The sequence below is a fragment of the Stappia sp. G46H5W genome (assembly GCF_058448995.1).
This window is the reverse complement of sequence record NZ_JBZFLL010000001.1, coordinates 846,315-866,419: the sequence shown is the minus strand read 5'-3', so window position 1 is coordinate 866,419 and position 20,105 is coordinate 846,315. Positions and strand designations below refer to the sequence as shown.

Here is a 20,105-nt window from a genome sequence, read left to right as displayed (position 1 = left end):
AAGGAAAATATTTGACATAGTGGTTTTTGTAGCTAATCCTTCAGGGGCATTCCATCACAAGGCACTCACATGCACCCTGGAAATCACCCGTTCTGGCTCTGTCAGGAAGACAGGCGCTTTTCTTATTGTTTTTATGTCTCCGACACGCAGCCCGCGCAGGGCTTGCGGCCGCTTATCGTCGCCATACACGGGTCTTACCGGGTGGCCGAGAGCTATCGGGATGCCTTCGTCGCGTTGGCCGACAAGCTGGGCGCCGTCGTGCTGGCTCCGCTCTTCCCATGCGGGATCGAAGGTCCGGACGATACGGAAAGCTACAAATTCTGTGTCACGCCGAAGACGCGCTTCGACCTGGTCCTTCTTGCCATGGTCGATGAACTGAACAGCCGGATGCAAGGGACACTTGCCGTGGATCGCTTCGCCTTGTTCGGCTATTCCGGCGGCGGCCAATTTGCTCACCGCTTTGCCTATCTGCATGCACAGCGTCTTGCCGCGCTCAGCATCGGGGCGCCCGGCAAGGTTACCTTGATGGACGACACGCTGCCGTGGTGGCGCGGACTTGCCGGGCTGGAAGCCTTGGCCGGCCAGCCTCTTGCATTGGAGTATCTTCGGAAACTGCCTGTGCAGCTCGTGATCGGGGATGCAGACGATCAGGAAACGGATGTCGCAACGGCGCCGGGTTCGCCGCATTGGATGGAGGGCATCAACGAGGCCGGCCTCAATCGTCTTGCCCTGATGGACAGCCTGCGCGCCAGCCTGCTTGCCGGCGGTGTCGCGGCGCGGCTGGACAAGGTCGATGGCGTTGCCCATGAGGGTTTTGCGGTGCTGGAGCCTGTGCATGCCTTTCTCGGCGACGTCCTGGGGACGGAGGCCGGCCAATGACACGTCTTACGGAAATCACGATCCGCGGCGATAGCGCCGCGCGCGGCCTTACTTACGGGAAAGCCGCATCCGCCCTGATAAACAGCGCGTTGGGGACCTACAGGGCTTTTTTCGCCAAGCGCGGCGTGGACTGGCCTGAGGCCCTGACGACGGCAGCGGCCTTTCGAAATTGCATTGAGGACTATGCTCCGGAAGCCGCGGTCGAGATCGAGGCAATTGCCAAAGGCAGTGACCAGCACCCCGATGCGATCGTTCTCCTCAATGCCCGAACGGAGATCCTGTATTGGCGTGCAAGCCGCGCCAAAACGCCGACCACCGAGGTCGCGGATGCCGCGGATGAATGCACCGGCGCGATCATTCTGCCGGAAGCGAGTGCGTCCGGTACCCTGCTTCACGCCCAGAATTGGGACTGGATGCCGGAGGTGGCCGACCACACGATTGCACTACGTATTCTCGATCATGACGGACCCAACGCGCTTCACTTCCTGGAAGCAGGCCAGCTGGCGCGTCACGGCATGAACGAACTCGGTCTCGCCATTTCGGCTATGGGGCTGCATTCGGACAGGGATTACGGCCGCCTCGGGGTTCCGAGCCCGGTCCTGCGGCGGAACATGGTTCATTCTAGGTCGTTGGGCGAGGCGCTCGGCCTTGCCTATACAAGCGAACCGTCCTTTTCCCACGCCCTGGCGGCAAGCCATGCCGACGGTGCCGCCTTTATCCTGGAAGCGGCTCCCGGCGTTACGGAGTGGCTCGCTCCGGAAAATGGCGTCCTGACCCATGCGAACCATTTCAAGAGCGAGGTTGCCCGGCTGCGCTTGCGGGATGTCAATCTGGCGCGGTGCCCGGACAGTCTGACGCGGGACCTGCGTGTTCGCCAGGTGCTCGCGGGGGGCGGCGGAAAAGTCGATCGGCAGCGGCTGGAAGCTGCGCTGCTCGATACGGCGGACCGGCCCGGCAGCGTTCTGCGTGCGCCTGCCGCGCGCCAGGGCGGGCTGGCGTCGGCAACGCTCTACACACTGATCATGGAGCCAGAAAAACAACGGGCTTGGCTGGCCATGCGGCCATACCGCGACCCTCAGTTCGAGCAATACGACATCACTCCTTGATGCCGAAAAACCAACCAGAGAGGGAAGCATGGGAAAGCATATCAAAAGCGCGTTGTTTGCAACCGCATTTGCACTGGCGTCTGGCGCCGCCAATGCGAGCGAGATTACGGTTTCGCTCCCGGGTGACATCCGGTCGATAGACTTCGGCGTCAACCGGGACGCCAACACCGATACGGTGTTGCACCATATCGTGGAGGCGCTTGTCGCCTACAGGAACGACCTCTCCGTAGGTCCGATGCTGGCGGAGTCCTGGGAGGTTTCCGAGGACGGGCGGAGCTATACCTTCACCCTTCGCAAGGGCGCCGTCTTCCATAACGGCGAACCGGTGACGGCCCGGGCAGTCAAGTGGTCGTGGGACCGCCTGCTCGACAAGAATACCGGCTTCCTGTGCCGGAGCTGGTTCAAGGGCGGCAGCCTCGGCATCGACATCACGTCCATCGAAGTGCTCGATGACCGCCATGTCCGCTTTACCCTAGAAGAACCCAACGGCCTGTTCCTGACGCGCATGGCCCACAAGGTCTGCCTGTCGGGCATCGTTCATCCGGATTCCGTCGGGGAGGGCGGCAAGCTGGAGAAACTGATCGCGACCGGCCCCTTCACGCTCGGCGAACATCGCAAGGGACAATATGTCCGCCTCGACCGCTTCGACGGCTATGTGCCGCTCGACACGCCCCGCGACGGATACTCCGGAAGCCGGGAGACTTTTGTCGACAGAGTCCGGTTTCTGGTCACGCCGGATGCGGCCGCGGCGAAGACCGCGTTGCTCGCCGGTGATATCGATGTCCTGCCCCGTCTCGATCTGAGCACCCTTGCCGAAGTGGAAGGCACGGAAGGCTTGAGCGTTCAGACCGTTGCGACACCGGAATGGGAAGTTCTGATGATGCAGAACACCGATCCGCTTCTGTCGGACCGGCGCTTGCGCCAGGCCATCGGCCACGCAATCGACATCGACGCATTGACCGCGGGCGCAACCAACGGCCTCGGCAAGCCGAACCCCTCCGCTGTGCCGCGGGCCTCGTCCTATTTCGGGCCGGCCTTCGCCGAAGGGCTTGGATACGATCCGGACAAGGCGAAAGCGCTTCTGGCTGAGGCCGGATATGACGGACGGCCGTTGAAGCTGGTGACAAACGCGACCTATCCCTTCGACAATATCGCGGCCATCGCCATCCAGAGCATGCTTCAGCAAGCCGGCATCAATGTGGAGCTGGACGTGCTCGACTGGGCCAGCCAGTACGCTGCCTACAAGGAGGGCAAGTTCCAGATGATGGTCATGGGCTTTTCCGCCCGCAGCGATCCCACCCTGATGATGAATGTCGTTGTCGGCGACAAGGTCAGCCGCGGCAACGCCATTGTCGACGCGCTCGAGATCGTCGAGCTAGTCAACCAGTCGGGCGTTGCCACCGATCCCGAAACGCGGGCTGACCTTTTCCGCAAGGCGCATTCCCTGATTGTCGAAGACGCTTCTGTGATCGGCCTCTTCAACCCGGCGCGGGCCGTCGGCCTGAATGCCGGGGTCGAGGGCTTCGAACTCTGGCCGCTGGAGTCACCCCGCTTGTGGGGCGTCCGGACCTCCGGCGAATAAGACGACGACCAGGTTCTCCAGGGAGGTAGTGCATGTGGGCCTATGCTTTGAAACGGGTGATATCGGCCATACCGATACTCATCCTTGCGTCGATCATGGTGTTCGGCCTGATGCGTCTCATTCCGGGAGACCCGGCACTGCTGTTCATCGGCGATATCGATGATCCGGCGGCGCTGGAGGCCAAGCGCAGGGAGCTTGGCCTCGACCAGTCCCTGGTCACGCAATATCTGACCTGGGCGGCGGCACTGCTGCGGGGCGACTTTGGCGTTTCGGTGCAAACGGGACGTGCGGTTCTCGACGAGATCCGGGCCGCCTTTCCGGTCACCGCCATCGTCGTCCTGACCGCAACGGTCATTGCGGGTTTCATTGCCATTCCAGCCGGTATTGTTGCCGGCTGGAAGCAAAACACCAAGACCGACGCCTCGATCGTGGGCATCGCCACGCTTTGCCTTTCGGTTCCCGGTTTCTGGACGGCCCTTTTGCTTCTTACGTTCTTTGGTGCCAAGTGGAAGCTGCTGCCCACTGTCGGTTACGTTTCGGTGTTCGAGGATCCCGCCGCCGGCATGATCTATTTGATTATGCCGGTCGTCGCCCTTGTTCTGACCGAAGTTGCGGTGCTGACCCGCATGTCACGCGCCAGCACCATCGAGGTGATGGGGCTCGAATATGTCACGCATGCGCGCGCCAAGGGGGTCGGCGAGGGTCGTCTCCTGAGGCGACATGTCTTCCCCAATGCCTTCGCACCGACATTGACGGTTCTGGGGCTCATTCTGGGGCACTTGCTGGGCGGTGTCGTCGTCATTGAGCAGATGTTCAGCCTGCCTGGTCTCGGCCGTCTCATGGTCAATGCGATCTTTGCCCGTGACTACGCCGTCGTCCAGGGCGTGTTGATCTTCATTGTCGCGATCTACGTCGCAATCAACACGATCATCGATCTTCTCTATCCCGTGTTCGATCCCAGGGTAAAACTATGACCCTCGCCCAACGTTTCCTGAAGGGGCGTTTGAACGCCTGCGCCGGCCTGGTTCTGATGACCTTCTTCCTGCTGGCCGCACTGCTCGGCAGCTTGTGGACGCCGCACGACCCGCTGCTGGTCAATTTCGCCGCGCGTCTGCAGCCACCAAGTGCCGAGTACTGGCTCGGGACAGACCAGTTCGGCCGCGACACGCTTTCCCGCATTCTTGTCGGCGCCTGGGAAAGCCTGACGATCTCTACGCTTTCTGTCACCGTCGCTGTGCTGGCCGGTATCCTTGTGGGGTCTGTTTCCGGCTATTTCGGCGGCCGCACCGACCGGGCCATCGGCGTGGTCATGGATGCCCTGATCGCATTTCCGAGCCTCTTGCTCGCCCTCGGCATCGTGGCTGCGGTCGGCCCCGGCAAATACGGCGTCATCATTGCCCTCGGTATCTCCTACGCCCCCGGCGTTTCAAGGGTTGTCCGGGGCACCGTACTGAGCATCCGGGCGAAGGATTTCGTCGACAGCTCACGGGCTCTCGGCAACTCCCATCTGGACACGCTGATCAGGCATGTGCTGCCGAACTGCATCACGCCGGTCTCTGTCATAGCTACTTCGCTCTTTGCAACGGCGCTTCTTTCGGAAAGTGCGCTGGCCTTTCTCGGTCTCGGCGTTCCGCCTCCTCACCCGACCTGGGGCGGCATGTTGGCCGACACCAAGCAATTTGCGAGTACCGCCGTATGGCTGGTTCTTGCCCCCGGCCTCGCCATCTCCACAACACTGCTTGCTGTCAACCTGCTCGGCGATGCTCTGCGCGACTTTTTCGACCCGAGGATGGAGCAAATCTGACATGGCCGAGCGCAACAACATCCTTCTGGAAATCGACGGCCTGGAGCTTTCCCTGCAAACCCGGTTCGGCATTCACCGGCCCATCGTCGAAGAGGCCAGCTTGTCGCTGAAAAGCGGTCACGTGCATGCTGTTGTCGGCGAATCTGGATCAGGCAAAACCATGCTGGCCCGCTCAATCGTCGGTCTGCTGCCGAATGCGGTCTGCCAGAGTGGAGGCTCAATTCGCTTTACTGGCCAAAGGCTGGACAGGATCGGTGCGAGAGAATTCCGCCGGATACGGGGCAGGGAGATCGGCTTTGTCTTCCAGGAGCCGATGCTGTCGCTCAATCCGGCGATCACGGTCGGCGACCAGATGCGCGAAGGCCTGCGTCTTCACACGTCGATGCGGCGGGCGGAGATCTATGACTATTGCCTGGCGATGCTGGATCGGGTTGGCATCCGCAATCCGGCCGGAGCCTTCCGAGCTTATCCGAGCGAATATTCGGGCGGCATGCGCCAGCGGATCATGCTGGCCTCGGTCCTGGCATTGAAGCCCAAGCTGCTGATTGCCGACGAGCCGACCACCGCCCTTGATGCCATCATTCAGCGCGAGGTGCTGGATCTGATGGTGGAAATGACGAGGGAGGCGGGAACCTCCGTCCTGCTGATCACCCATGACCTCGGCCTTGTCGGCGAATATGCCGGGGATGTCACCGTGATGAAGCGGGGAAGGGTTGTCGAAGCCGGGTCCTGCGAGGAGGTCTTCCAGCATCCGAAACAGGCCTATACGCGCATGCTGCTGTCCGCGAGCCCGAAGCGCGGCAAGTGGGTGACGCAGCCAAGGCCCGCGGCCCCGCTTCTGACCGTGGACAAGGCGGCTGTCGTCTATCGCGGCAAGCGCAAATGGCCTTGGTCCCGCCGGGAGGATTTCCAGGCGGTGCACGGCATCAGCCTGGAGCTGAACAGGGGCGAGAACCTGGCCATTGTAGGGGAATCGGGATCGGGAAAGACAACCCTCGGCCGGGCGATAACCGGGCTTCAGCAGATGTCCGGCGGCGAGATTCACGTCGACGGCCGGAAGTTCGACCCGGCCAACCGCCGAGAATGGCGAGCGATGCGTTCCAAGATGCAGGTGGTGTTTCAGGATCCGGCCTCAAGCCTCAATCCGTGCTTCCGCATCGGCGAACTTGTCGGCGAAGGCCTGCGCCATGCCAAAGGTCTGGACAGGACGGAAAAGGCCCGCCGGGTGTTGCAATGCATGCGCGATGTCGGCCTGGACGAGCGGCAGGTCGAGAAGTTCCCGCACGAGCTTTCCGGCGGACAGAAGCAGCGTGTCGCCATCGCCCGGGCGATCATCATGAAGCCCGACATCATCATGGCCGATGAGCCCGTCTCCGCCCTGGACCTGACGGTGCAGGCTCAGGTGCTGGATGTGCTCATGGAGCTGCAGGACAAGTTCGGTTTCTCCTACCTCTTCGTATCGCACGATCTTGCCGTGGTCGAACAGGTCGCCAGCCGCGTCATGGTCATGCGCCGCGGCCGGGTGGTCGAGACCGGACCGCGCGATGCAATCTACGACCGGCCGCTGCATCCCTACACCAGGCGCTTGTTGTCGGCTTCGGCCGTCGTCAGAGCGAATGGAGACGGTGGTTTCGACGTGCACGCGCGCCGGGTACCCGACCGCGCTGCCCAGTATAACGACCTTCCCTTTTACGAAGAGGGGCCGAACTACCGGCTGCATGAAGCCGCCCCTGGCCATTTCGTCGCTCTCACCCAGGACTAGGATCATGAAAGTCACACTTGTCCAGATGAATGTCGGCATCGATCCGGCAGACAATATAGCGGCCGCAGAAAGGCTGATCGGGCAGGCTGTCGATCAGGAGCGCCCCGACCTGATCGTGCTGCCGGAGTGCTTCACCTTCTTCGGCGGCACGGCCGAAACGCAGCGCGCGGCGGGCGAGATTTGTCCTGGCGGTGCCGGTTACGAGATGCTGGCAGGCATGGCCCGCCGCCACGGCGTCTATATTCATGGCGGCTCGCTGACCGAGGCGAAGGGGGAGCAACGCTTCAACACCAGTTTTGTCTTCGACAGGTCGGGCAAGGAAGTCGCTTCCTACCGGAAGATCCACATGTTCCGCATCACCGCGCCCGACGGCACGGTCTACGATGAGAGCAAGGTCTATACGCCCGGCACGCAGGTGGTGACTTACGACCTCGACGGCATCACCGTGGGCTGTGCCATCTGCTACGACCTGCGTTTTCCGGAACTCTTTCGCGCCCTGGTGGATGCGGGGGCGGAGGTCGTCGTGTTGCCGGCCGCCTTCACGTTGCAGACCGGCAAGGAGCATTGGGAGCCGCTCCTGCGGGCCCGTGCCATCGAAACGCAATGCTATGTCGTGGCGCCGGGGCAGGAAGGGCGTTATGAGGAAGACGGGGAAACGCTTTACACTTATGGCCACAGTCTGGTTGTCGACCCGTGGGGCGGCGTGATTGCATGCCGGCCGTTGGGGGAAGGTTTGGTGTCTGCCCGAATTGACCGGACAGCGATCGAGCGGGCGCGCCGGTTGATCCCGCTGGCAACGCACCGGCGCATGTGAACACACGCCCAGAGGAAGGGGCAGGACCAAAAGCATGAGCACTGAGAAATCCAGCTCACCACGCAACCGCAGTCACATTGAGCCGGAAGAATTTGCTCAACGCCTTCTCCAACTGTTTCACAACGATTCCTATCAGCTCGGACAGAAGGTCAGTGAGCGCAAGCTTGCGACACAGCTCGGCGTTTCGAGGACACCTGTCCGGGCAGCGTTGTTCCACCTGCTGGAAAGCGGCAATATCAGCCGGGACGAGGGCCAGAAATGGATCCTTGCGAAGCTGCCCGACCCGGTCGAAAAACTGCTGTCCGACGATGACAGCGACGATCTCGACATGCTGATCTGCAACGACTGGCGCGAGGGCAAACTCAGCAACAGTTTTACCGAAACGGATCTTATCAAGCGCTACGGCGTTTCGAAGGCAGATTTGAACAGATCGCTGATCGCGCTCGTCCGCGATGGGATCGTCGAACGCTCGTCCGGCTATGGCTGGCACTTCGCGGCGCTGCTGGATTCGGAAGAACGCCGGCTGCAGTCCTATGATTTCCGCCTTGCGGTAGAGCCGGCGGGAATGCGCTTGGACAGTTTTCAACCGAATGCGTCGCGTCTTGCTCGGCAGCGTTCCTTGCACGAAGAATTGCTCGCCGGAAAAATGGAAACGACCAGCGCCCGCGCGTTGTTTGAAGTCAATTCGGACTTCCATCTGATGGTTGCGGAGTTTTCTGCCAACGAATTCATTATTCAGGCGGTCAAGCAGCAAAACAAGCTGCGCAGAATTTCCGAATACGCGACCACCACGAATCCAGCGCGGGTCCGGCAGTCCTGCGAGGAGCATATGATGATTGTCGAGGCGCTGGAGCAGGGCGAATTCCTGTGGGCTTCCTCCTTGATGGAGCGGCATCTCCAAATTGTCCGCCGCTCCGTTTTGCAAAGGCTTATGCAACAGCGCTGAAGTCAGCCTGACCCAGCAGGGCCTCAAGGCCGGTTTTCAAGATATCCTGCTCTTCCGCGACTGCCATAATCAGTGCGCCATGGGTTCGGGACAACGCCCGTTCGCCCGCCCGCCAAGCCGGCATGATCCAGGGTTTGTCCGCGGCGGCAGCTGCATCGATGATCTTCTGCAGGTCCGTCCTGTCTTCATCGTTGAATGTATATCGTCCCCGGCCTCGGGAAAGTGAGAGGTCGGAAGGCCCGATAAACACGCCATCGACGCAATCGAGCGCGAGAATTTCAGTCACATCCCGCAAGGCTCCCGCCGTCTCGATCATCGGATAGCAGCGTGTTCGGGCATTTTGCGCTTCGAAATAGTCCTCGGACGGTGCGCCATATCCGGTGGTTCTGCCTCCCCCAAAGCTTCGCTTTCCGATTGGGGCGAATTTTGCGTAGGCACACACGTCCCGTGCGTGGGTGAGGTCCTCGATATGCGGCACGATCACGGAATCCGCACCCAGATCCAGCATCTGCTGTATCGGGCTCATCTCCGGTGACAGCGTCTTGGCATGTACGGAAAATCCTCTCGCCTTGGCGAGGCAGATGAAGCTGTCCGTCGCGGAAAGGTCGAACGTCCCATGCTCGATGTCCAGAATGATGTGCGGCACCTTTGCCGGCGAAAGCAGCTCGAGCAACCAGGTGTTCGGGCTTGAGAACCAGAGGGCGGTTTGTGGATGCATGTTACCTCTCACGTTTTTAATGATTTAAAAATACCAAATATTAGGAAAAAATAAAGAAAAATGGGTTTTTGTAATTATGCTAGGCGAATCCGGTTTTGAGCCGCTGTCTCCTCGGGACATATTGTCCTGTGCAACAACTTGCCCCATGCCTCGTGGTTGGACGCACGGATTGCTTGAGGGTGTCAGTCAGACGTGCTCGGGATCAAAGGTAGTTTAAATGTTAGCGTATCTGGCGCCACTGCGACGACAAGAGTTGGCCTTGCCCGTCTTTGAGGATCAGGTTGTCCAAAGCCGAGGCGACACGTGTCCACTGCATGTCACAGCCCCGAAATTACGGAAGAAGGCGCCTGAAAAGCCAGGGGGCATTCAAGGGACGGTTGGACAGCCAGCCGCCCAGCCCGTCGAACCAGCGCGCGTCGCTTGAAAAGGCGACGCGCATATCGACTGCGATAGACAACGCGCCGTGCTCGGCAAGCGCGAGCTGTTGAAGGCGTGGGGGGGGGGGCGGCTCATGCTGCCCGACACCTTGAGTTCCGCGCCATACGAATAAAATGCCAGTCACGATCAGATTGATATGCTGCATTGGTCCGGACGTCCCGGAGGTCGAGGCATGACGGCTACCGTCGAAAATTAACCTTTCTCGATAGCTCGCCTTTGATTGACATCAAATGGTTGTGCACCTGGGTGACCTAAAGGTGCAGTGTGCAGTGCAGGATCGGCGCTGTGCAGGCGCACGCCGGGATGATGGCGACACAGGTTTTCTGTTTGCGAGGGGTTTTCGATGAAGTGGAAACAGGTCATCGCCGTGGCGGCTGTGATCGTGGCTGTCGCAGGCGGGGTCTATCTGTGGCGCACGATGAACACCGAGAAGCTGCCCGAGGGCATCGCGTCCTCGAACGGCAGGATCGAAGCTGAGCGCGTCGACGTCGCCACCAAGATGGCCGGCCGCGTGACGGAGGTCCTGGTCAGCGAAGGCGATATGGTCGAGGCAGGGCAGCTCGTTGCGCGCATGGATGTGTCGGAGCTCAACGCCCGGCTCGCCCAGGCGCGCGCCACGGTCGCGCAGGCCGAGCAGGGGCTGCGCCAGTCCGATGCCCAGGTCGCCTTGTACGAGGCCAAGCGTGACCTCGCCGAAAAGGAGCACCAGCGCACCGTCGCGCTGGTCGAGCGGCAGGTGAGCTCGCAGGAGCTTGCCGACCAGCGGCGTACCGCACTCGACACCGCCGTGGCGGGGGTGGAAGCGGCCAAGGCCGGCGTCGAACTTGCCAAGGCCACCATCGAGTCGGCCAAGGCTGCGGTCGCCCAGCTCGAAGCCATTCTCGACGATACCCAGCTGCGCGCGCCCCGCGGCGGCCGGGTCCAGTACCTTTTGGCCCGCGAAGGCGAGGTGCTCGGCGCCGGCGGCAAGGTGCTCACGCTCACCGACCTGACCGATATCTACATGACCATTTTCCTGCCGGCACACGATGCCGGTCTGCTGCAGGTCGGCAGCGAAGCGCGCCTGATCCTCGATCCGATTCCCGATTACGTCATCCCGGCGAGCGTCACCTTCGTCGCCAGCAATGCCCAGTTCACCCCGAAATCGGTGGAAACGTCGGATGAGCGCGAGAACCTGATGTTCCGGGTGAAGCTGTCCATCCCGAAGGATCTTCTGGTCAAGTATCAGGACCGCGCCAAGGCCGGTGTCGCGGGCGTCGGTTATGTGCGGACCGACCCTGCTGTTGCCTGGCCGGACTTCCTGGAGGTCAAGCTGCCGCAATGACGGGAGAACCGGCCGCCAGGCTGCAGGGCGTAACGCATCGTTACGGCGAGATCACAGCCCTTTGCGATGTCACGCTCGACATTCCGGCCGGCTGCATGGCCGGCCTGATAGGCCCGGACGGGGTCGGCAAGTCGACCCTGCTGGCGATCGTCTCCGGCGTGCGCCGCATCCAGTCCGGTTCCGTCACTGTGTTCGGCGGCGATATGGCCAGCACGGCCCATCGCCGGGCCTGCAGCCGGCGCATCGCCTACATGCCGCAGGGGCTCGGCCGCAATCTCTATCCGACCCTGTCGGTGCGCGAGAACCTCGACTTCTTCGGGCGACTCTTCGCGCAGTCGGAGGCGGAGCGCGCGGAGCGGATCCAGGCGCTGCTGGAGGCCACCGGCCTTGCGCCGTTTCCCGACCGCCCGGCCGGCAAGCTGTCCGGCGGCATGAAGCAGAAATTGTCGCTCTGCTCCGCCCTCATCCACGATCCGGACCTTCTGATCCTCGATGAACCCACCACCGGCATCGATCCGCTCTCGCGCGAGCAGTTCTGGGAGCTGATCGCCAGCATCCGGCGCGACCGCCCGCACATGAGCGTCATCGTCGCCACCGCCTACATGGAGGAGGCCGAACGCTTCGACTGGCTGGCCGCCATGATGGATGGGCGGATCATCGCCCAGGGCACGCCCGAGGCGCTGCGGCAGGCTGCCGGCGTCTCGACGCTGGAAGCTGCGTTCGTTGCCATGCTGCCGGAAGCCGAACGGCGCGGGCACCGCGCCGTCGAGGTGCCGCCGCGCGTGCCGATGGAGGGACCACCGGCGATCGAGGCGCACGGCCTGACCTGCCGCTTCGGCGACTTCACCGCCGTCGACCATGTGAGTTTCGAGATCGAGCGCGGCGAAATCTTCGGCTTTCTGGGATCGAACGGCTGCGGCAAGTCGACCACGATGAAGATGCTGACCGGGCTCTTGCCGGCAAGCGAGGGCGATGCGCTGCTGTTCGGCGAGACGCTGAACGCCGGCGACATGGCCACTCGCCGCCGCGTCGGCTATATGTCGCAGTCCTTCTCGCTCTATTCCGAACTGACGGTGCGCCAGAACCTGGAATTGCACGCGGCCCTCTACCGTCTCGCTCCCGAAACGCGTGATGCCCGCATTGAGGAAATGCTGAGCACCTTCGACCTGCAGGGCGAAGCGGACATGCGGCCGAACGGGCTCCCGCTCGGCATCAAGCAGCGCCTGCAGCTTGCCGTGGCGCTGATCCACAAGCCTGAAGTCCTCATTCTCGATGAGCCCACCTCCGGCGTCGATCCGGTCGCACGGGACATTTTCTGGCAGTACCTGATCGACCTGTCGCGCAATCAGGGCGTGACGATCTTCATCTCGACCCATTTCATGAACGAGGCGGAGCGGTGCGACCGCATCTCGCTGATGCATGCGGGCAAGGTGCTGGCCGTCGGCGCGCCCGACGAGCTGACCCGCAGCAAGGGCGCGGCCAGCCTGAACGACGCCTTCATCGACATCCTGCGCGAGGCGTCCGGCCAGAACGCCTCGCCGGAACCGGTGAAGGAAGCTCCGGTGTCCGCACCCGAAATTGCGGCCCCGCGGCCGGCTCCGACGCCAATCGCGGATACCGGCGGATTTTTCAGCCCGTCGCGCCTTTGGGCCTTTGCCCGCCGCGAAACGATGGAATTGCTGCGCGATCCCATGCGGCTGGTCTTTGCCTTTCTCGGGCCGGTCATCCTCATGCTGACCTTCGGTTACGGCATTTCGCTGGACGTCCAGAACCTGCCCTACGCGGTGCTGGATCGCGATCAGTCGATGGAGAGCAGGACGCTGCTGGAGAGCTTCTCCGGCTCGCGCTATTTCGAGGAGCACGCTCCGGCGACCAGCAGGCGGGATCTGCACCAGCGCATGGTCGACGGCGAAATCAGCATCGGCATCGAGATACCGACCGAGTTCGGGCGCAGGCTCTTGCGCGGTGATACCCCGGAGATCGACGTGCTGATCGACGGAGCGATGCCGTTCCGGGCCGAGACGGCGCGCGGCTATCTGCAGGGCCTGGCCCTTGGCTACTACACCGATCAGGTCGAACGGCAGTTCGGCGAGGTGATCTCGCCCTATGCCACCGAGGTGGTCACCCGTTTCCGCTACAATCAGGCCTTCAAGAGCGTGTTTGCCATCGTGCCTTCGGTGATGATGCTGATGCTCGTCCTCATCCCCGCCATCATGACGGCAATGGGCGTGGTGCGGGAAAAGGAAACCGGTTCGATCGCCAATTTCCGCTCGACGCCGGTAACGCGCAGCGAATTCCTGCTCGGCAAGCAGCTTCCCTATGTCGTCATCGCCTTCATCAGCTTCGCCAGCCTCGTCGTCATCGGCTATGTGGTTTTCGGTGTTCCGCTGAAGGGCTCGGCGCCAGCTCTCATGGTGGGAACCCTGTTCTACGTCCTGGCCACAACGGCCTTCGGCCTTTTGGTGTCGACCTTCACCAGGACGCAGGTGGCCGCCACCTTCGCCGCCGCGATCATCGCCATCATTCCCGCCGTCAACTTTTCCGGTCTGGTCGTGCCGGTCTCCTCCCTGTCGGGAAGCGGCCGGCTGCTCGGCCTGGCCTTTCCGTCCTCCTGGTATCAGCAGGTCAGCGTCGGCACCTTCACCAAGGGGCTGGGCTTCGCCGAGCTTTGGCACAATCACCTGGCACTGGCCGGTTTCGCGCTTCTCTTCACCGCCCTGTCTATCGCCATTCTGGACAAGCAGGAGGCCTAGGATGTTTCTTTGGCTCGCCAATGTCTATCGCCTGGGCGTCAAGGAACTCAGAAGCCTCGTCTTCGATCCTGTCCTGCTGCTGCTGATCGTCTATGTCTTCACGCTGGCGATCTATGCCGTGGCGACAGGGGCCAAGCTGGAGGTGCAGAACGCGTCCGTCGCCTATGTCGACGAGGACCGCTCCGCCCTGTCCGGACGCATCGTCAGTGCCATTCTGCCGCCGGAATTCGACACCCCGGTGGAGATCTCCGCCGACGGGATCGATGCGAGCATGGACAGCGGCGCCTTCGTTTTCGTGCTGCGCTTTCCGCCGGAGTTCGAAGCCGATCTGCTGGCCGGGCGCAAGTCCGAGATCCAGCTCAACGTCGATGCGACCGCCATGGCCCAGGCGGGCAACGGCACGGTGTTCCTGCAGTCGATCATCCAGGCCGAGACCGCGAAGTTCCTGAGCGGCAACGAAGACGCGGCGGCGCTGCCGATCAACCTCGTCGTCCGCGCCATGTTCAACCCGAACCTCGACTCGAGCTGGTTCAACGCGGTGATGCAGGTCATCAACAACGTCACCATCCTGTCGGTTCTGCTGACTGGGGCCGCGCTGATCCGCGAACGCGAGCACGGCACCATCGAGCACCTTCTGGTGATGCCGGTGAAACCGTCCGAGATCATGGTGGCGAAGATCTGGGCGAACGGGCTGGCCATCGTCGTGGCTGCAGTTCTGTCGCTGGTCTTCGTGGTGCAGCTTCTGCTGGGCGTGCCGATCCACGGGTCGATTGCCCTGTTCGTCTTCGGAGCCCTGATCTACATGATCTCGGTGACCGGGCTCGGCATCCTGATCGCGACTTTCACAACCTCGATGCCGCAGTTCGGCCTTCTCGCACTGCCGGTTCTGGTCATCATGAACCTGCTTTCCGGCAGCACCACGCCCATGGAAAGCATGCCCGAATGGCTCCAGGCGATCATGCAGGTATCGCCCTCGACTCACTTCGTTGCCTTTGCCCAGGCTATTCTTTACCGCGGGGCAGGGCTGATGACCGTATGGCCGTCGATCCTCGCCATGTCGGTCCTGAGCGCGATTTTCTTCGTCGTCGCCCTGTCGCGGTTCCGCAAGACCATGGCCGGTGCGCGCTGACGCAGTGCGCATCTTCCTGCGTACTTTCTGCAAGGCCATCGTCTTCTTGTCCGGCAAGGCAATGGATGCAAAACGCGCCTGCAAACCAGCTCTCGATCTCCACGTAGTCCATTGATTTTATTGAAACTTGGAGAGCGAAATCTCTCCGGAAGCGCCATTCCCCTCCCCAAAATCGCTCTCTCTCCCGTTGTCGGCCGCCTGCTGCAGTTTTGGTGCACGCGCGGCTTTCTTGCTGGTCGGACAGGCGAAACCTTTCGTTAACCATGTTTCCCGGCGGTGGCGGGCTGCCGTTTTCTCGACACCTTGCACTTTTTGGATTGGTGGAAGGGAGAGCGAGAGGGCGCGTTGACGGCTGTCGGTTCGTCTTTGCGGTACACCGGCTTTCTGCGCGCGATCACAAAGGGGAGGCACGAGAGCGCTCATGCGTCCGACGCGGCTCATCATCGGATTTCTCATCATTGCCATGGCGGTCTTTGTGATCGCCGGCGAACAACTGGCGGGCGTCAGTGCGGATGCGGCAATCAATGCCCGCGTCACGACCCTTCGCACGCCCATCTCCGGCACGCTGCGCCTCGATCAACGCTCGCTCGGTGCTTCGGTGGCCGAAGGAGAGGCGCTGGGGGCGATCGAGGATCCGCTGGTCGACAGCATCCGCCTCAACGATCTCTTGCGCGAAGAAGCCTTCACCAAGGCGGAGATCGCCCATCTCCGGCAGACGATCGCGGCTATCGAAGGGTCATTGGAGCAATTGCAGCTTCGGGCCGAGAACTACCGCGAAGACCGCGTGCGGCAGCTCGAGACGGAGTTGCGCTCGGCCCAGTCCCAGATCGCGGTTGCGCAGGCGCGCGTCGAGGAGGCGCGCGCCGCGTTCGATCGATCCCAGCAGCTGTCGGAGCGCGGGGTCGAGACGTCTGCATCCTTCGAGCGGATCCGGGCCGCGCAGCGGGTCTCCCAACAGGAGCTGGAAAGCGCCCGGCAAAAAGCGAACTCTGTCGAGATCGCGCTGAGCTCCGCGCGCCGCGGGACGTTTCTCGGGGACGGCTACAGCGACGTTCCCTATTCGGAACAGCGCCAGCTGGAATTGTCCTTGCGGTTGAACGAGCTGAGTTCCGACCTGCAGGCGGAACTGGCGCGCTCCGAGGCTCTTGAACGCAGGACCGCCGCGGAGCGGCTGCGCGTCCATCGCCTCACATCGGCGGAGCTGACAGCCAACGTGTCCGGGAGAATCTGGGAGGTTCTGGCGTCCGACGGCGAAACCGTGCAGCGCGGCCAGGACATCATGCGGCTGATCGATTGCGACTCGAGCATCGTCACGCTCAGCGTTTCGGAAAGCGTCTACAACGGCCTGCAGCTCGGCGATCCCGCCATGTTCCGCGTGAATGCCGATGGACGGGCATTCGAGGGGACCGTGACGCGGCTGGCGGGCTCGGGTGCCCAAACGATCTATCGCAACCTGGCGATCGCGCCCAGCGAGCGTCACCTGGAGCGGTATGACGTGACCTTGCTGCTGCCCGCGCTTCGCAGCGATCCGGAGTTGGGCTGTGCGGTCGGGCGCACCGGCCGCGCCTTCTTCGAAGGACGCCCGCTGGATTTCCTGCGCGGGTTCTGGAACTGAGATGTTTCCGTTCGTCTACCTCAGCGAGACGGGCTCCAGCTTCATGCGCGTGGTCCTTGTCATCGGGGCCGGTGCCGTCGTGCCCTTGCTGTTCTCCCGGCGCTCGACCTGGCATCGTTCGTTCTTGTTCGCGGTCGCCGGCGTCCTGGCTGTCCGGTATCTGTGGTGGCGCGCGACGGAAACTCTGGCTCCGGCCGGCCTCACCTGGGACTGCATCGTCAGTTGGTCCTTCTTTGCTCTGGAGGCTGCAGCCGCCGTTTCCTCGTTGAGTTCGTTCGTCATCCTTGCCCGCACCAGGGACCGAAAGCAGGAGGCGACGGACAATGCCGGCTGGTGGGGCGAGGAAAAACCGCCGCGCGTCGCCGTGCTGATCGCCACCTACAACGAGGATCGCAATGTCCTGGAGAGGACGATCATCGGCGCGCTGGCGCTCGACCATCCGAACTTCGACATCCTGGTTCTGGACGATGGCCGCCGCGACTGGCTGAAGGAGTTCTGCCAGATGCGCGGTGCCCGCTATGTCACGCGCGATGACAACAAGGGCGCCAAGGCGGGCAACATGAACAACGCGCTGCGGGTGCTCGAGAGGGAAGGGGCGCCGGATTTCATCGCCGTACTCGACGCCGACTTCGTGCCGCATCGCAACTTCCTGTCGCGAACGCTGCCTCTCTTTCATGATCGCTCGGTCGGTCTGGTCCAGACCCCGCAGCACTTCTTCAACGCGGATCCGATCCAGCACAATCTCGGCCTGAGCCGGTCCTATCCGGACGAGCAGCGCTTCTTCTTCGATCATCTGCAACCCTCCCGCGACGCCTGGGGGATCGCCTTTTGCTGCGGGACGTCGTCGGTCGTTCGCTGGAGCGCCCTGTCGGAGGTCGGCGGCTTTCCGAGCGACAGCATAACCGAGGACTTCCTGCTGACGCTTGTGCTGCAGGATCGCGGGCACCGGACCGTCTATCTCAACGAGCCCCTCAGCGAGGGCCTCGCGCCGGAGGGGCTGAAGGAATACATCACCCAGAGAAGCCGCTGGTGCCTCGGTCTGATGCAGATCGCGCGCGGCCGGATGGGGCCGCTGGCGCCCAACAGGCTCCGTCTCAGGGACAGGTGGAGCGTTGTCGATTCCGTCCTCTACTGGACTGCGACATTCGCATTCCGGCTGGCTGCGTTCGTCTATCCGCTCTTCTACTGGTTCTTCAATATTACCGTCGTGGATGCCAGCGTGGCGGATGTGGTGAGCTATTTCGGGGTCTATTTCGCCTGGACCCTCATAAGCCTCAACGTCGTCTCCGGCGGCCTGGTGGTGCCGATCGTGAACGACGTCAGCCAGTTGCTCGGCGCCATCCCCATCACGCGCGCGGCCTGGACCGGTCTCGTCCAGCCGAAGGGCCACCCCTTCTCGGTGACCGCCAAGGGCGGTGACCGGAGCCAGGTCGTGGTGCAATGGCACATCATGGCGCCCTTCGTGGCGCTCTACGCGCTCACGATGATCGGCCTTCTGATCGGCGTCCTGTCCGACACGTTCGCGTTCAACACCGCCGGCTCGGGCAAGATGGTGATCCTGTTCTGGAGCTTCTACAACCTGGTCGTGCTCGCGATCACGGTTCTGGCCTGCATCGAGCTGCCCCGGCGGGAGCGCCACCTGGACGAGGCGCCGGAACGGGCAAGGATCCGCATGGGGGACGAGGTCCGGCGGGTCTGGATCGTCGGGCTTACGCAGAACACTGTGCGGGTGCGCGGGACGAAGCTGTCGGATACCGAGCCGGTCGAGATCGAGATCGACGGGGTCGGTTCGATCCGCGCGGTGGTTTCCTCGCCCAGCGACGATGGCGCTCGGCTCCTGCTCGAGCCGACGCCCCAGCAATACGACGCCCTGCTACGCCGGTTCTATGCTTCCGGCGATGCTCCGGGCGTCACGCAGACGCGGTATCGCGGGCTAGTCGCCGATCTTGCGCGGCGGCTGTCGTCCACCACCGGCGACTAGCTAGCTGCCGGCCGGGCTCTCCGGGACGGTCTCCTGCAGGCGGGCGACGGCCGCGCTCAGTGTGTGCGCTTCGGCCGTACTGGTTGCCTCGTACGGATAGGTTTCCTCGCCGGCCAGAATGGCGCTGGCACTGGCGGAAAGGCGTTGCAGCGGCCGGACGAAAATCTGGACGAACAGGACCGTCGTCCCTGCGAGCACAAGTCCGAAGCCTACAAGGAAAAGCAGAAGCGTGCCGGAGAGGGAACTTGCGGCCATCGCATTGTTGTCGATCCGGGCGACGAGGCTCCAGCCGAAGGACGGTAGGTCGGCATACCCGACCTGCGGGATCACCGCGGTCTGATAGGAGATGCCGTCGGGCCAGGTTTCGAGCGCGGCGCGCGCGGCGCCTGCGGTGGCCGCCCGTATGCTCGGCAGGTCCAGAGACGGCCCCACGACATCGGTCGTTGCCATCACGACGGTTCCCGTGCGGTCGACGATGAAGGCGTCGAGTTGCAGGGCCCGCGCCGTCTCTGTCAGATGCGTTTGCGCCCAGGCGTAGTCCAGATGCAGGCCAAGAACGCCGGTCACGCTGCCCTGGCCGTCCTTGATCGGGGTTGCCAGATCGAGGAACTGGCGCCGCTCGCCCTCGGTGGAGGGAAGCAGGTCGGCCAGCAGGACCGCCTTGTGCACGTCGCCGGCGAAATCGTCTGTCAGCCCGCGCTGGAACCAGGGGCGCGTGGAGACGTTCTGCTGTTCCAGAAGTCCGCCCGAGGCGATGGTGACGGTGCCGTCGAGGGCCGCGATCCCGGCCCAGGACACCTGCGAGTTGTCGCCGACCACAAGGTCCAGCGACGTGCGGACCGAGGAGGCATCGCGCGAGGCGATGTCCCGCGCGATGGTGCGCGCCTTGCTCCATTCATGGTGGAGGGTACGGGCGAAATCCAGCTCGATGCCTTGTGCCCGTGTCCTGACCGCTTCTGCCAGTGCGATCTGTCGAAGCTCCGCCTGCCGCTGGTCGACGACGAGCCAGGCACCGCTCGCAGCCAGAAGGGCGTTGAGGACGACAAAGCCGTAAAGGGCGCGGGAGAGCGAGGGAGAACTGCCTCGCGAGAGCAGTCGGCTCATGGTCTCCTCCGGATTTCAGGAAGACGGGACGCCGTCGGCCCATCCGCAAGGTCGGGCGGACGAAGCAGGTTTTTGCCGTTGTCCTGCCATTCTGGCAGGCAGTGCCTCGGCGCGTTCGGCTCCGATCACGGTGCCGCTGCCGTGTACGGC

Annotated in this window: 17 protein-coding genes; 13 read left to right on the top strand and 4 right to left on the bottom strand. The window is 62.9% G+C overall.

The window, feature by feature from the left end; all coding sequences use genetic code 11:
* Positions 1-69 precede the first annotated feature (69 nt).
* The 8 genes from ACVJ6E_RS03500 to ACVJ6E_RS03465 are packed head-to-tail and all read left to right on the top strand — an operon-like array spanning position 70 to position 8,893.
* Complete coding sequence (locus ACVJ6E_RS03500; RefSeq protein ID WP_147421857.1) at positions 70-879, top strand: alpha/beta hydrolase family protein; 810 nt, start codon at positions 70-72, stop codon at positions 877-879.
* The gene (locus tag ACVJ6E_RS03495; RefSeq protein ID WP_120268884.1) at positions 876-1,985 is read left to right on the top strand and encodes a C45 family autoproteolytic acyltransferase/hydrolase; all 1,110 of its coding nucleotides are present in this window, start codon (positions 876-878) and stop codon (positions 1,983-1,985) included. The genes ACVJ6E_RS03500 and ACVJ6E_RS03495 overlap by 4 nt, the downstream gene beginning before the upstream one ends.
* A 28-nt stretch (positions 1,986-2,013) precedes the next feature.
* Positions 2,014-3,567, top strand: a complete 1,554-nt coding sequence (locus ACVJ6E_RS03490) for an ABC transporter substrate-binding protein (RefSeq protein ID WP_120268885.1) — start codon at positions 2,014-2,016, stop codon at positions 3,565-3,567.
* 32 nt (positions 3,568-3,599) lie between these two features.
* Positions 3,600-4,541 (top strand): ABC transporter permease, encoded by a 942-nt coding sequence (locus ACVJ6E_RS03485; RefSeq protein ID WP_120268886.1) that lies wholly within the window; start codon positions 3,600-3,602, stop codon positions 4,539-4,541.
* On the top strand, positions 4,538-5,371 hold the full coding sequence (locus tag ACVJ6E_RS03480) for an ABC transporter permease (RefSeq protein WP_120268887.1): 834 nt from the start codon (positions 4,538-4,540) through the stop codon (positions 5,369-5,371). The genes ACVJ6E_RS03485 and ACVJ6E_RS03480 overlap by 4 nt, the downstream gene beginning before the upstream one ends.
* 1 nt (position 5,372) lies before the next feature.
* On the top strand, positions 5,373-7,133 hold the full coding sequence (locus tag ACVJ6E_RS03475; RefSeq protein WP_120268888.1) for an ABC transporter ATP-binding protein: 1,761 nt from the start codon (positions 5,373-5,375) through the stop codon (positions 7,131-7,133).
* Between the two features lie 4 nt (positions 7,134-7,137).
* Positions 7,138-7,947 carry a carbon-nitrogen hydrolase family protein gene (locus ACVJ6E_RS03470; RefSeq protein ID WP_120268889.1) on the top strand — a complete coding sequence of 270 codons (810 nt, stop codon included), beginning with the start codon at positions 7,138-7,140 and terminating at the stop codon, positions 7,945-7,947.
* Between the two features lie 34 nt (positions 7,948-7,981).
* Complete coding sequence (locus tag ACVJ6E_RS03465; RefSeq protein ID WP_120268890.1) at positions 7,982-8,893, top strand: GntR family transcriptional regulator; 912 nt, start codon at positions 7,982-7,984, stop codon at positions 8,891-8,893.
* Here ACVJ6E_RS03465 and ACVJ6E_RS03460 read toward each other — a convergent pair.
* Both ACVJ6E_RS03460 and ACVJ6E_RS03455 read right to left on the bottom strand, forming a co-directional pair.
* Positions 8,877-9,611, bottom strand: a complete 735-nt coding sequence (locus tag ACVJ6E_RS03460) for an aldolase/citrate lyase family protein (protein WP_120268891.1) — start codon at positions 9,609-9,611, stop codon at positions 8,877-8,879. The genes ACVJ6E_RS03465 and ACVJ6E_RS03460 overlap by 17 nt on opposite strands.
* Before the next feature lie 331 nt (positions 9,612-9,942).
* Entirely contained in the window at positions 9,943-10,194 is a 252-nt protein-coding gene (locus ACVJ6E_RS03455) for a hypothetical protein (RefSeq protein ID WP_147421858.1), read from the bottom strand.
* Positions 10,195-10,392: 198 nt separating this feature from the next.
* Between ACVJ6E_RS03455 and ACVJ6E_RS03450 the strand changes: the two genes are divergently transcribed.
* The 3 genes from ACVJ6E_RS03450 to ACVJ6E_RS03440 are packed head-to-tail and all read left to right on the top strand — an operon-like array spanning position 10,393 to position 15,255.
* A complete protein-coding gene (locus ACVJ6E_RS03450; RefSeq protein WP_120268892.1) occupies positions 10,393-11,373 on the top strand; it encodes an HlyD family secretion protein in 981 nt (326 codons plus the stop codon).
* Positions 11,370-14,126, top strand: coding sequence for a ribosome-associated ATPase/putative transporter RbbA (gene rbbA / locus ACVJ6E_RS03445; RefSeq protein WP_120268893.1), 2,757 nt, complete (start codon positions 11,370-11,372; stop codon positions 14,124-14,126). Before ACVJ6E_RS03450 ends, rbbA begins: the two co-directional genes overlap by 4 nt.
* Before the next feature lies 1 nt (position 14,127).
* A complete protein-coding gene (locus tag ACVJ6E_RS03440; RefSeq protein ID WP_120268894.1) occupies positions 14,128-15,255 on the top strand; it encodes an ABC transporter permease in 1,128 nt (375 codons plus the stop codon).
* A 117-nt stretch (positions 15,256-15,372) separates the two neighbouring features.
* Here ACVJ6E_RS03440 and ACVJ6E_RS03435 read toward each other — a convergent pair whose 3' ends face one another.
* On the bottom strand, positions 15,373-15,678 hold the full coding sequence (locus ACVJ6E_RS03435) for a hypothetical protein (RefSeq protein ID WP_147421859.1): 306 nt from the start codon (positions 15,676-15,678) through the stop codon (positions 15,373-15,375).
* On the opposite strand from ACVJ6E_RS03435, the gene ACVJ6E_RS03430 reads away from it, so the two are divergent.
* The gene (locus tag ACVJ6E_RS03430) at positions 15,677-16,870 is read left to right on the top strand and encodes an HlyD family efflux transporter periplasmic adaptor subunit (RefSeq protein ID WP_120268895.1); all 1,194 of its coding nucleotides are present in this window, start codon (positions 15,677-15,679) and stop codon (positions 16,868-16,870) included. The two genes, ACVJ6E_RS03435 and ACVJ6E_RS03430, sit on opposite strands and share 2 nt — an antisense overlap.
* Position 16,871: 1 nt before the next feature.
* On the top strand, positions 16,872-18,851 hold the full coding sequence (locus ACVJ6E_RS03425) for a glycosyltransferase (RefSeq protein WP_120268896.1): 1,980 nt from the start codon (positions 16,872-16,874) through the stop codon (positions 18,849-18,851).
* Here the strand turns inward: ACVJ6E_RS03425 and ACVJ6E_RS03420 are convergent, their stop codons facing one another.
* Positions 18,852-19,955, bottom strand: coding sequence for a cache domain-containing protein (locus ACVJ6E_RS03420; RefSeq protein WP_120268897.1), 1,104 nt, complete (start codon positions 19,953-19,955; stop codon positions 18,852-18,854). It abuts the gene before it with no gap.
* Between the last annotated feature and the right edge of the window lie 150 nt (positions 19,956-20,105).

Coding starts and splice junctions, on each gene's coding strand:
- ACVJ6E_RS03500 (WP_147421857.1), top strand. CDS start 70: ATGCACCCTGGAAATCACCCGTTCTGGCTCTGTCAGGAAGACAGGCGC.
- ACVJ6E_RS03430 (WP_120268895.1), top strand. CDS start 15,677: ATGCGTCCGACGCGGCTCATCATCGGATTTCTCATCATTGCCATGGCG.
- ACVJ6E_RS03465 (WP_120268890.1), top strand. CDS start 7,982: ATGAGCACTGAGAAATCCAGCTCACCACGCAACCGCAGTCACATTGAG.
- ACVJ6E_RS03420 (WP_120268897.1), bottom strand. CDS start 19,955: ATGAGCCGACTGCTCTCGCGAGGCAGTTCTCCCTCGCTCTCCCGCGCC.
- ACVJ6E_RS03475 (WP_120268888.1), top strand. CDS start 5,373: ATGGCCGAGCGCAACAACATCCTTCTGGAAATCGACGGCCTGGAGCTT.
- ACVJ6E_RS03450 (WP_120268892.1), top strand. CDS start 10,393: ATGAAGTGGAAACAGGTCATCGCCGTGGCGGCTGTGATCGTGGCTGTC.
- ACVJ6E_RS03485 (WP_120268886.1), top strand. CDS start 3,600: ATGTGGGCCTATGCTTTGAAACGGGTGATATCGGCCATACCGATACTC.
- ACVJ6E_RS03495 (WP_120268884.1), top strand. CDS start 876: ATGACACGTCTTACGGAAATCACGATCCGCGGCGATAGCGCCGCGCGC.
- ACVJ6E_RS03455 (WP_147421858.1), bottom strand. CDS start 10,194: ATGCAGCATATCAATCTGATCGTGACTGGCATTTTATTCGTATGGCGC.
- rbbA (WP_120268893.1), top strand. CDS start 11,370: ATGACGGGAGAACCGGCCGCCAGGCTGCAGGGCGTAACGCATCGTTAC.
- ACVJ6E_RS03435 (WP_147421859.1), bottom strand. CDS start 15,678: ATGAGCGCTCTCGTGCCTCCCCTTTGTGATCGCGCGCAGAAAGCCGGT.
- ACVJ6E_RS03490 (WP_120268885.1), top strand. CDS start 2,014: ATGGGAAAGCATATCAAAAGCGCGTTGTTTGCAACCGCATTTGCACTG.
- ACVJ6E_RS03440 (WP_120268894.1), top strand. CDS start 14,128: ATGTTTCTTTGGCTCGCCAATGTCTATCGCCTGGGCGTCAAGGAACTC.
- ACVJ6E_RS03425 (WP_120268896.1), top strand. CDS start 16,872: ATGTTTCCGTTCGTCTACCTCAGCGAGACGGGCTCCAGCTTCATGCGC.
- ACVJ6E_RS03480 (WP_120268887.1), top strand. CDS start 4,538: ATGACCCTCGCCCAACGTTTCCTGAAGGGGCGTTTGAACGCCTGCGCC.
- ACVJ6E_RS03470 (WP_120268889.1), top strand. CDS start 7,138: ATGAAAGTCACACTTGTCCAGATGAATGTCGGCATCGATCCGGCAGAC.
- ACVJ6E_RS03460 (WP_120268891.1), bottom strand. CDS start 9,611: ATGCATCCACAAACCGCCCTCTGGTTCTCAAGCCCGAACACCTGGTTG.